Below are 11,381 nucleotides of genomic sequence, written 5' to 3' on the forward strand. Positions count from 1 at the left end.
ACAAGTCTTTCGGATTCGGTATCCAAGGCTGGACGGYTGAGGTAGCCTCGTCTAATAACATGATTGGAGGATTTTTTAGTACGGCACGTGCAATACATATACGTTGACGTTGGCCTCCCGACAGCTTTGACCCTCGGTCACCGATGTTGGTCTGATAGCCTTCCGGAGTCTTCATAATAAATTCATGAGCATTAGCGATTTTCGCCGCGGCCTCCACCTCTTCCTGTGTAGCTGACTCGTTGGCGAAAGCTATATTGTTGAATATCGTATCATTAAACAATATAGACTCCTGATTCACCGTACCAATCAAGGCACGCAAAGAATCTTGTTTTAATTCTTTAAGATTTTTGCCGTCGAAGAGAATTTCTCCCGCCGTCACGTCCATAAAACGAGGAATAAGATCAATCAAAGTAGACTTACCGCCGCCCGAAGGTCCTACCAATGCTACAGTCTGTCCCTTCTCAATAGTAAGGTTGATATCGTATAATATCTGTTTATCGCCATAGGCAAAGTCCACATGATTAAACTGAATAGCCGATTCAAAAGAAGAAACCTCAACTGCATCCTCTGCATCTTCAACCTTATTTTTCTCGTCAATAAGGTCCAACACGCGCTCTCCTGCCGCAATTCCGTTATGAACGTTCGAAAAGGAATCCGTCAGCGCCTTTGCCGGACGCATCACCTGCGAGAAAATGCCTATATATGTGATAAATTCTGCTGCCTGAAGCTCTCCCGTACCTTCAAGCACCATATAGCCTCCATATAGCAGGATGATAGCTACCATAATCACGCCCAACAGTTCTGACACAGGAGAACCCATCTGCTGACGACGCGCCATACGACGCATAACCTTTGAGTAATGCTCGCTTTCAGCATTGAATCGTTTTTTTACAAAGCGGCTGGCATTGAAAGCTTTTACTATTTTCACTCCTGTAAGTGCCTCGTCCAAATACGAAATCATCTTTCCATAAGACTCCTGACCTTCTTTAGCCTGAGACTTAAGTTTTTTGACTATCCTCGAAATGACAAACGCGGACACAGGAATGACCAGCAACGAGAAAAAAGTAAAGCTTGGCCGAAAGGGAAAAAAGAACTAACCAAATAGGCTATCAACTGAAGTGGCTCTTTAAAAATAACCTGTAATGTAGCTGTAACAGAAAACTGTACCACCTGAACATCAGACGCTATTTTGGAAATAATATCACCCTTTCTCTGGTTGGTAAAATATCCTAGATGCAAGTCCATGACATTGTTGAAAACGGCTTTACGCAAGTTCAACAATGTGTGGATACGAAGATTTTCCATGATACGCTGTGAGAAATAGCGGAACAAGATTGCTGATAAATACCGAAAAAACTAATCACCACGCACACATACTTCAATGCTTCATAAGGCCCTAAGTCGTAATACAACTTATCCGTATAATAGGTGAACCATCCTCCAAGATCGCTGAAGCTTGTAGGTTTGGTAATAACCTCACTTGCTGTTACCTCTACATCTCCTGTTCCCTTAAAAAGGACATGTAGAAGAGGCACTAATAAAGCTAGGTTGAGTGTCCCAAAAACAACAAGCAATAATAGTGCACAATATATAAGGAATAGCGTATTTCTCTATTGGCTTTGCGAAGGATAATAATCTAAAGTATGTTTTCATTCAATAAATTCTCGTTAAGCAAAAGTACTAATTAAGCTTTTGCTTTGAAAGGATTAAAAATTTATACATTAAAATTGTTGCAAAGCGCTGATAAAATAAAGAATATAAAAACTCAGGACAATTCTGTAGTATTATTTCATTAAACTGATTTACTTTTTATAAATTTAGCAACAAATACAAATTTTGATGGAAATTCAGGTTGCGAGAAGATTACAGCATACGGAAGAATATTACTTCTCCAAAAAGCTTCGAGAGATTGATGAAATGAATAAGGCAGGCGCTCAGGTTATCAATTTAGGTATCGGCAGTCCTGACCTTCCTCCTCATCCGGAGGTGATTAAAGTATTGTGTGAGCAGGCGGAGCTGTCTAACACCCACGGCTATCAAAGCTACAAAGGAGCTCCAGCATTACGTCAGGCTATTGCCGAATGGTATGAGCGATATTATAGCGTTACGTTAAATCCTAATACAGAAATTTTACCTCTTATCGGATCAAAAGAAGGGATAGTACACATCTGTATGACCTACCTTGAGGAAGGTGATGAAGTATTAATCCCTAATCCAGGTTATCCGGCTTATATGAGTGCCGTAAAAGTTTCGGGAGCTACTCCTGTGCCATATACTTTGAGCCCCGAAAATCACTGGCTCGTAGATTTTGAAGCGCTGGAAGCGCAGGATCTGTCGCGCGTAAAGATGATGTGGCTCAACTACCCGCACATGCCTACGGGTGCTCTAGCAAATAAAGAGTTTTTTGAGAAGGCTATCGCTTTCGGAAGAAAACACAATATACTCATCTGTCATGACAACCCATATAGCTTTATCCTTAATGAACATCCAGAAAGCATCTTGAGCGTAGAGGGTGCTAAAGAGGTAGCTATAGAACTTAATTCACTGAGCAAGTCTTCCAATATGGCGGGCTGGCGTGTGGGCATGTTGGCAGCCAGTGAGCAGCGGATTAATGAGATTCTTCGTTTTAAGAGCAATATGGATTCAGGCATGTTTTTGCCTTTACAGCTGGCAGCAGCCAAGGCACTCAGCCTAGATAAATCCTGGTATAGCCAGCTCAACAAAGAATATGCTGCCCGCCGTGAAAAGGTTTATGCCATCATGGACATTTTGCAATGCGATTACGACACTAATCAGGTCGGACTTTTCGTATGGGCAAGAATTCCTAATAACTATAAAGATGCATACCAACTCAGTGACAAAGTACTTTACGAAGCTAAAGTATTTATTACACCGGGAGGTATTTTCGGATCTGCAGGAGAGCAGTTTATACGCATAAGTCTTTGTGCCAATAAAGAAACCTTGGACAAAGCACTAGAACGTATCAAAGCAAATCTTTAACAATTAATTTGAAACATTACTTATGAATATAGCAATTGTCGGAATAGGGTTAATAGGAGGTTCCGTTGCTATCCAACTACGAGAAACGAAATTTGCCGACAAAATAATCGGAGTTGATAAGAATGAGATCAACCAGAAAAAAGCCATACAGCTAGGATTGGTAGACGAAATCATGAATTTGGATGAGGCCATCAGCCAAGCAAAGGTGATCATCCTCACGACACCCGTGGATGCCATCCTCGAGCTGGCTCCTTATATCCTCAATAAGGTGAAAGACCAAGTCGTAATCGACATGGGGTCAACCAAAATTAACATTCTTCACAAAATTGACGACCACCCTAATCGTGGTCGCTATGTGGCGGCTCACCCTATGGCCGGAACAGAATATTCCGGTCCCGAAGCGGCTCTACCTAACCTATTTAAAGACAAAAATATGGTGTACGTAGACGCCTTCAATTCAGATGAAGATGCTTTCGAATTGGCCGACTCCATCACCGACGTACTGGAGATGAAATCCATCTTCATGAATGCGGAAGAACACGACATGCATACAGCGTATGTTTCTCACATTTCTCATCTCACCTCTTTCGCCTTGGCTTTGACAGTATTGGAGAAAGAAAAATCGCAAGGAAGAATTTTCGAGCTGGCGGGTTCCGGTTTCGAGTCCACAGTCCGACTGGCTAAGTCATCTCCTGACATGTGGACCCCTATCTTCAAACAAAATCGAGAAAACGTTCTGGAAGTACTTAAAGAACACATCAAACAACTGCAGAATTTACACGACAAGTTAGAAAAAGAAGATTATGAGGGACTTTATAAACTGATTAAGAAATCAAACAAGATAAAACGTATAAATAAAGTAAAAGAGGGCTCGTCCCTCTTTTACTTTTTATCCTCTATATCGTTCTACCAGAACCATTAAGGCTATACTCAATACCAGACGTTCCTCATCAATAGGCAATGATGTAAGCTTATTTACCATAAATTTTCTACCAAAGAAAGATGGCTCTTTTCTAATTTCATATAGCACTTGCCCGTTATGATCATGCAAATGATATGTAGGATTGAAAATATATCCTGAAAGACCGCCTAAGATAGGAATACCGTCAAATAGACTATCCCAAAACTTAACAAATGGATTTTTCTCTTCTATCGTAAAGTCGTGATTGTCTTCCGCGTCCATAAGCTTGAAAGTAGACTTCCATAGCGAACGTAAGCTTTTGCGGCGAACCTTGCCTATAGTTCTTCCCTCGGTATTGGTGATGGTAAATGTCTGCTGAAAATCTATAATTTTGTTGGAAATCAATTCATATAACAGCTCATTCTTACTTTCATCCCGGTAAATTTTAATCTGATCCCGCAACGCCAATAGCTTTTCCCTTGCATAAAAAATCGGAGTTCCCAAGGCATCACGGGCTACAAAATCATTTGCCAACGTCGTAATTTTAAACGTAAAACGTAAGGGATAATGATATATGCTCATGTTTTCTTTCTTTTATGAGGACATAAAAATAAAAAAAATCCTGAACATATAATTGTTCAGGAGCATATTAAGTCTTTTCAAAAAATTAATATTTTATTTTCAAGAACCTAAAGACTTTCGACCAAAGCCAAATGGGACCTATCCATAAAAGTCTGTTAAACGAAGAGCTGCTAAAGGTAGGTTCTCTTCTGCTGTATAGCCCAAGCCCCGCCAATCCCACTAAGGCCAAAATAGCTGTCACCAAAACCACAGAAGGGCCACCATCTTTTTCTAGATATTCCAGCTGTACAATAAAAAAGCTCATTATCCCTATCGTAAAAAGAATGGCATACGATAAGGTCGGTGCTATCTTCAGATAAATATAAACTACTATAGCTATATAAAATGAAGCCCAATTCAGATAGGTATGGGCATTCATCCTCTTTAAAAAATCCAACTGAGGAAACGGAATCATCCAAATCAATCCTAATACCCCGAAAAATGCCAGCGTAAGAAATACTGCATAAACAACTTTATTTCCCTTGAAAGTATTATCCAACTCCTGAAAATAAACATCAACTTTACGTATTTCCTCCTGAGCAAAGGTTGTTTTTTTCTGTGATTTCTTCATACGACAAAGTTAGCCAATAAAAAGAACATAAAAGCTGTTATACATCGTATTCTTCCTCAAATCTCAAAAATATTGTGTAACGACAAATAATTTTTCTATATATATTTGCAAAACCAAACAATTATTAACTACCTATTTTATGCMAAAAAAATTCAACTTTTCAAAAGCAAAAAAAAGAATTATAAGACAGCAGAATAAAAAGGAAGAGTACATTAAAAAGTTGCGGCAGTTATTATTTGATTTATGATTACAACTCCGGGACTATTTCTTATGCTCACCCCGCATTTTGGAAGATAACAGGATATGATCCTCAGATCTTCGATATCCAAACTCTCCGAGAGATTATCCATCCGGACGACATGGAATATATAATAAAATGTGAAGAAAAAGATATAACCTTTAAGAATAAACTATCAGAAAATCAGCTTTTCAACTATATTTTTTCCTATTCCTATCGAATTAAAACAGCATCAGACACATATATTACCGTAAGACAGAACAGCCAAGTCCTTGAGCTGAATCCTCACGGCGAAATATCCAGATGTTATGTCTCGCATCAGCTTATAGAAGAGTTCAGAACAAGATCTGAAGACGATTATCGTATCTACGATAAAGCGCATGGTTCTTTTATAGAACCGGATACACTTCTAAAACTGACTAAGCGAGAAATGGAAATCCTGCAATTAATCAAGGAGGGCTATAACAGTGCGGAAATTGCTGAAAAGCTTTGTACTAGTAAATACACTATAGACACACACCGCAAAAACATCCTCAACAAGACCAATTCTGCTAACTTTATAGACTTGATACGAAAGTTAAATTTATATAAATAGAAAAAGCAGGGCCTGCAGTCCTGCTTTTTCTATTTATAGTAGTGATTTATTATTTCTTATAGTATTTCATAGCTTCGGGAAGCATAGCTTGCAATTGTGCGATACGTCTAGCATCGCTAGGGTGCGTACTAAGCCATTCAGGTGTCGAAGCTCCCGATTTTGACGCCGCCATTCTTTCCCAGAATTTGATAGCTTCGTTAGGATCGTAACCAGCCATTGCCATAATAATCAGTCCCGCTTTATCGGCTGCCAACTCATCGTTACGGCTGAATTTCAACATACCGATCTGGCCGCCTATACCGTACAAAGAATTAAATACGGCGATACTTTTGTTATTGGACATCTGGGAAGCAGCTCCAAGAACCTGTGCTCCCAGTTGCAAGGCAAGTTGGTTAGATACCTGCGCTACCGAATGTTCTTCCAGCGCGTGAGCAATCTCGTGCCCCATTACAGTGGCAAGACCGCCGTCTGTCTGCGTAACTCTCAAAATTCCTGTATAAACAGCCACTTTGCCGCCTGGCATACACCACGCGTTAAGCTCGTCATTCTGAATAAGGTTGAACTCCCAATTGAAATTAAATTGATCTGCTCTTCCAATTTGCTGTAAATAACGTTGTGTAGCTGCAGCAATATTATTCCCTACACGTTTGACTGCCGTAGCTTGTGCAGTTCCAGTGATTACCTTTGTAGAAGGGTCAGATAAAAATTCTTTATACGCTAAGGTAGCCTGCTCATTGATAGTTTGGCTATCCACCAGCTTCAAATATTTTCTTCCCGTAATGGCTGAAGTAGCACATCCAAACAATGTTGCACCCAACATCACTATAGATGCATAACGAAAGATCTTTTTCATATTATCCTTTTTACACTTAACAATCCTAATAGAATCCTTATAGCAATAATGATTCCGAAAATTGATAAATGAAACTATTTGGTTGGCTTTTTGAATAAATACATTTTAGACTCTTTACCCTTGAGAAGTCTTTCGATATTCTTTTGGTGGGTGATAAGTATGAGAACACAAATGGCTATAGCATAAAGCATCAAAGATGGTATAGTGGTCTTAAAGATGAATGCCAAACTCAAAGGAAAGGTGAATCCCGCACTTATAGAGCTGAGCGAAACATAATGCGAAATAGATAGACAAACAACAAAAACGGTAACACAGCATAATGCTGCCAACGGATGAATGGCTATCACCATACCAAACAGTGTGGCAACCCCTTTACCTCCACGAAACCCAGCAAATACAGGGAATAAGTGTCCCAAAACGGCAATCACCCCCAAAGCCAGCTGAAAATTGACAAAATGCGTAGAGTCTGTTGTACCGACAATGCTGGAATCTAACAGATGAGGCAGATTGGTTGCTGTCCATCCTTTGAAGATATCAATAAACATCACCATACTTCCTGCCTTTTTACCCAATACCCGAAAGGTATTGGTAGCACCGGCATTACCACTTCCATATTCCCGTACATCTACCCCATAAAATGCTTGTCCTAACCATACCGCAGTAGGGATAGAACCAAACAAATAGGCCAGTATAACTATTCCTATTAAATATATTGATATCATTAATTTCCGTACTTCAAAATCAAAATTACTAAATAAGCTTGGCTTTCAAACTTAGATCCAAACTTTTTACCGAATGTGTCAACGCTCCTACAGAAATGTAATCCACTCCTGTCTCTCGCATAGTCCCGGATGGTATTCAGATCTATTCCTCCTGAAGCTTCGGTAATAAGACGGCCATCCACCAAGGTTACTGCCCTTCGCACATCTTCCGGCGTAAAGTTGTCGAACATCACACGGTCAACCCCCTCACAGTGTAGCAGTTCCTCCAGCTCTTCAAAATTTCTCACCTCCACTTCAATAGGTATATGCACATTGTTCTTCTCTTTGTAAGCTACCGCATTGTTCACGGCATTGGTAATAGAACCTGCATAATCCACATGATTATCTTTGATTAAAATCATGTCGTAAAGACCAAAGCGATGGTTGGTACCTCCTCCCAATACTACGGCACGCTTTTCCAAAAAGCGCAATAGTGGAGTAGTCTTCCGTGTATCCAGTACTTTAGCGTTAGTACCTTCCAATTTCCTGACATATTCCGCCGTGCGCGACGCAATACCGGACATACGTTGCATCACATTAAGCACCAGTCTTTCAGCTTTCAGAATGGAATGTATCTTTCCTTTAACATACAATACTATGTCGCCGTATTTTACGGTACTTCCGTCCTCAATAAGAACAGTTATTATTAAAGAAGGATCAATCTGTTTGAAAATTTCTACCCCTACCTCTACTCCTGCAATAATACCGTCATCCTTCACCAAAAGTTTGGCCTCTCCCAACTTGTCTTCCGGCAAAGAAGCCAAAGAGGTGTGGTCTCCTTCTCCTACATCCTCACGTATAGCCTGATTGACAAAATCAATCAATTGCTGCTTATATGTAATATCCATTTCTTGTCATTTTTATGCAACATCCTTCTTATTCGAAGACCTATAGCATATCCTATTCTATAATGATTTCCGATATATAGTTCGTGTTTTTAAGATTCACCAGTTTTATTAAAATACGAATTTCCTTACGTTGTATTTTTGCCTCATATATAATAAAATTGGAGTTACCATCTTCTAATCTGGAAGTTTTCTTCAGATCAGAAAATTTATTGTCTTTAAGATAATCAGCTATTATCCACTCTGCTTTACTTTTGTTGGCCACTTGCTCTTCTCTATGTAAAGAGAGCTTTATGGAGGAGGTAAAATGTTGGCTCAACAACTTTACATCACCGGTGCTAAGCGCCTCATTAATATCCCTTTCTATATTTTGAACCAACAAAGAAAAGCAGTTCAGAAAAAGTATCAACAATACCTTCATACCCTTAAAATTAATGCGAATATATTAATAGCATGGGTACGCTACAACTATATTTTTATAAATATACAGTTTTCCGTGACAAATAATTTTGACGATGAGCCTATAATTACTATGCTTACAATTTTTATATTTGTGTGTGGACAACTTAAATCAAAAGAAAGTAGCCTTAATCATCCTGGATGGATTGGGTTATGGCAAAAACGATAATTCGAACGCTGTTTTAGCAGCCCAAACGCCTTACTTAGATTCCTTATTAAAGAAATATCCGAATTCAAAGTTAGAAGCTTCCGGAGAGGCCGTGGGGCTTCCCGAAGGACAGATGGGCAACTCCGAAGTAGGTCATATGAACCTTGGAGCAGGACGTGTGGTGTATCAAGAATTAGGACGCATCAACAAAGCGGCACGTGAAGGAGCTTTTGAAAGCCACAGTGTTATTCAAGATGCTTTCCGCTATGCGAAAGAAAACTACAAAAAAATACATTTCATAGGTCTTGTCTCCGATGGGGGTGTTCACTCACATGTAGGACATCTCAAAGCCTTGTGTGATGCTGCAAAAGCAGCGGGCTTCACCAACGACCAAGTGTTTATCCATGCTTTTTTGGACGGTCGCGATACAGACCCTAATGGTGGTATCGGATATATCAGAGACCTAGAAGAGCATCTTTCACATTCTGTAGGAACTATTGCTTCTGCTATAGGTCGTTATTACGCTATGGACCGCGACAACCGCTGGGAACGTGTAAAACAGGCCTATGACCTTTTGACAAAGGCTGTAGGAGAAAAAGCTACAGACTTAACAGCGGCTATCCAAGCCTCCTACGACAACGGGGTGACGGACGAGTTTGTCAAGCTATAGTCCTCACACAGGCTGATGGAACTCCAAGAGCGGTCATCGAAGAAGGTGACGTAGTATTTTGCTTCAACTTTAGAACAGATCGGGGACGTGAAATCACCATCGCTCTTACTCAACAGGAATTCCCTGAACACGGAATCAAACCGTTGAACCTCTACTATGTCACTATGACAAGCTATGATGACACATTCAAAGATGTGAAGGTGGTATTCCAGAAAGAAAATCTTACCAATACGTTGGGAGAAGCCTTGGCAAGTCAAAGCAAGACTCAGGTAAGAATCGCAGAAACAGAAAAATATCCACATGTAACCTTCTTCTTCTCGGGAGGACGTGAAGTGGAATTTGGCGGTGAAAGACGCATTTTAATACCTTCACCTAAGGTAGCGACATACGACCTTAAACCCGAAATGAGTGCACCAGGCATTGCGGACGCTATCTGTGAAGATATAGAAAAGAATCAGCCTGACTTCATCTGTCTCAACTTCGCCAATCCGGATATGGTAGGTCATACCGGTGTTTTTGAGGCTGTAGTGAAAGCTGTAGAAACGGTAGACTCCTGTCTACAACAAGTGGTTGAAAAAGGATTGGAATACGGCTACTCCTTTATCATCCTAGCCGATCACGGAAATTCCGAATTCATGATCAACGAGGACGGCTCTCCAAATACAGCACATACGACCAACCTTGTTCCTTGCATCCTTATCGACAGTGAGTTTACAAAGATTGAAGACGGCAAATTGGGAGATGTAGCTCCTACTATTTTGAAACTCCTTCATCTCGACATACCAGCAGAGATGACGGGCAACGTTTTAGTAAGCTAAAAAAATGAATCAGCAAGTTGATTAAATATACAGTGATGAGTGTGGCAGCGGTAAGCTTTTACAGCTGCCATTCTTCTATTGATGATCATTCTCGTGCTAAAGAAATAAATATTCCTCAATATTTTAAGCAGGAAATCCAAAAGCTGGAAAAGCTGAACCCTCAGGTTTCCAAAACTGTAAACAACAACGATCAAAAAGAAAACCGCATCGTCGAGAATATAAACTGGGAAAAAGAGTTGGCACAGTTTACCACGATAGACCTTAACAAAAACAATTTCGACAGTATGACGAAAGACAGTGTAAACAAGGTTGTGACATACAGTCTTTCCAACAAAAATAAGGATACATTAATTGTGAAGGTCATTTACGGAGAAGACGAAATTCAAGCCTTAGACATCAAAAAAAGAGTAAACTATATCTTATTCTCCAATGACGAACGCCTTTACTATGAATCCGGCAAAAAATACCTTCTCCAAAAATCCCAACATATTCTGGGTTTAGGAGAAAGAAAATATTATATCGAAGGAAATATCCAATAAAAAACGCCTAATTAAAAATTAGGCGCTTCCTATATTTTACTGTTCTTTAGAACTCTACATGAATAATAGAGGCCAACGGTATTAGAATACCACTTTTAATCTGAATATATTTATCCGTTGCCGACCACACTGTTGTCTCTACCCTCAGAGGTCCATCTTCCGAATTAAAAACAATTGTTGTCTTGGATTTGAATTCGTTGCCCAATCGTTGGGCATCCATAAGTTTACCTTTCAACTCTTCTGTACGATCTACTTCCGCTGCTATGATCTTGTGGTTGACTATATTCTTCTTTATACTATTAATTGATATCCTATTACTTAATTGTCATTACCTAAATTTTTAACTAACTTAAACCATACAT

At 39.7% G+C, this 11,381-nt stretch carries 13 protein-coding genes and 3 pseudogenes; 5 read left to right on the forward strand and 11 right to left on the reverse strand.

Features of this window, described 5'->3' with window-relative positions; translation table 11 throughout:
* From SD31_RS20710 to SD31_RS20720, 3 genes and pseudogenes are all read right to left on the reverse strand, one after another.
* The coding region (locus tag SD31_RS20710; RefSeq protein WP_410528238.1) for an ABC transporter ATP-binding protein at positions 1–751 on the reverse strand (751 nt) is incomplete at its 3' end.
* Positions 731–1,305: pseudogene (locus tag SD31_RS21195) on the reverse strand (ABC transporter transmembrane domain-containing protein); the annotation flags it as partial. The gene SD31_RS20710 and the pseudogene SD31_RS21195, both read right to left, overlap by 21 nt.
* On the reverse strand, positions 1,275–1,574 hold the full coding sequence (locus SD31_RS20720; protein ID WP_316929786.1) for a hypothetical protein: 300 nt from the start codon (positions 1,572–1,574) through the stop codon (positions 1,275–1,277). The gene SD31_RS20720 and the pseudogene SD31_RS21195, both read right to left, overlap by 31 nt.
* Before the next feature lie 265 nt (positions 1,575–1,839).
* Between SD31_RS20720 and SD31_RS05855 the strand changes: the two genes are divergently transcribed.
* Together SD31_RS05855 and SD31_RS05860 are read left to right on the forward strand one after the other, a co-directional pair.
* Positions 1,840–3,000 (forward strand): pyridoxal phosphate-dependent aminotransferase, encoded by a 1,161-nt coding sequence (locus SD31_RS05855; RefSeq protein ID WP_039053443.1) that lies wholly within the window; start codon positions 1,840–1,842, stop codon positions 2,998–3,000.
* A 22-nt stretch (positions 3,001–3,022) separates the two neighbouring features.
* Entirely contained in the window at positions 3,023–3,922 is a 900-nt protein-coding gene (locus SD31_RS05860; protein WP_052258705.1) for a prephenate dehydrogenase, read from the forward strand.
* Here the strand turns inward: SD31_RS05860 and SD31_RS05865 are convergent.
* On the reverse strand, positions 3,890–4,483 hold the full coding sequence (locus SD31_RS05865; RefSeq protein ID WP_039053444.1) for a hypothetical protein: 594 nt from the start codon (positions 4,481–4,483) through the stop codon (positions 3,890–3,892). The genes SD31_RS05860 and SD31_RS05865 overlap by 33 nt on opposite strands.
* 85 nt (positions 4,484–4,568) lie before the next feature.
* Positions 4,569–5,093, reverse strand: a complete 525-nt coding sequence (locus tag SD31_RS05870; protein WP_039053445.1) for a hypothetical protein — start codon at positions 5,091–5,093, stop codon at positions 4,569–4,571.
* A 236-nt stretch (positions 5,094–5,329) separates the two neighbouring features.
* Between SD31_RS05870 and SD31_RS05875 the strand changes: the two genes are divergently transcribed.
* A complete protein-coding gene (locus SD31_RS05875) occupies positions 5,330–5,926 on the forward strand; it encodes a LuxR C-terminal-related transcriptional regulator (RefSeq protein WP_039053446.1) in 597 nt (198 codons plus the stop codon).
* Between the two features lie 49 nt (positions 5,927–5,975).
* Here the strand turns inward: SD31_RS05875 and SD31_RS05880 are convergent, their stop codons facing one another.
* From SD31_RS05880 to SD31_RS05895, 5 genes and pseudogenes are all read right to left on the reverse strand, one after another.
* Positions 5,976–6,779 carry a M48 family metallopeptidase gene (locus SD31_RS05880; RefSeq protein ID WP_039053447.1) on the reverse strand — a complete coding sequence of 268 codons (804 nt, stop codon included), beginning with the start codon at positions 6,777–6,779 and terminating at the stop codon, positions 5,976–5,978.
* Positions 6,780–6,853: 74 nt separating this feature from the next.
* Entirely contained in the window at positions 6,854–7,501 is a 648-nt protein-coding gene (gene plsY, locus SD31_RS05885; RefSeq protein WP_039053448.1) for a glycerol-3-phosphate 1-O-acyltransferase PlsY, read from the reverse strand.
* A 28-nt stretch (positions 7,502–7,529) separates the two neighbouring features.
* Complete coding sequence (locus SD31_RS20725) at positions 7,530–7,622, reverse strand: hypothetical protein (RefSeq protein WP_316929787.1); 93 nt, start codon at positions 7,620–7,622, stop codon at positions 7,530–7,532.
* Between the two features lie 49 nt (positions 7,623–7,671).
* Positions 7,672–8,388: pseudogene (nadC, locus tag SD31_RS05890) on the reverse strand (carboxylating nicotinate-nucleotide diphosphorylase); the annotation flags it as partial.
* 52 nt (positions 8,389–8,440) lie between these two features.
* The gene (locus SD31_RS05895; RefSeq protein WP_039053449.1) at positions 8,441–8,806 is read right to left on the reverse strand and encodes a DUF4783 domain-containing protein; all 366 of its coding nucleotides are present in this window, start codon (positions 8,804–8,806) and stop codon (positions 8,441–8,443) included.
* A 136-nt stretch (positions 8,807–8,942) separates the two neighbouring features.
* Here SD31_RS05895 and gpmI point away from each other — a divergent pair.
* Both gpmI and SD31_RS05905 read left to right on the forward strand, forming a co-directional pair.
* Positions 8,943–10,480, forward strand: a pseudogene (gene gpmI, locus SD31_RS05900) (2,3-bisphosphoglycerate-independent phosphoglycerate mutase).
* Between the two features lie 17 nt (positions 10,481–10,497).
* Entirely contained in the window at positions 10,498–11,019 is a 522-nt protein-coding gene (locus tag SD31_RS05905; protein ID WP_039053450.1) for a hypothetical protein, read from the forward strand.
* Between the two features lie 46 nt (positions 11,020–11,065).
* Here SD31_RS05905 and SD31_RS15960 read toward each other — a convergent pair whose 3' ends face one another.
* On the reverse strand, positions 11,066–11,254 hold the full coding sequence (locus SD31_RS15960; RefSeq protein WP_231561228.1) for a hypothetical protein: 189 nt from the start codon (positions 11,252–11,254) through the stop codon (positions 11,066–11,068).
* Between the last annotated feature and the right edge of the window lie 127 nt (positions 11,255–11,381).

The organism is Sphingobacterium sp. T2, assembly GCF_000814685.1.
Lineage (GTDB): Bacteria > Bacteroidota > Bacteroidia > Sphingobacteriales > Sphingobacteriaceae > Sphingobacterium > Sphingobacterium thermophilum.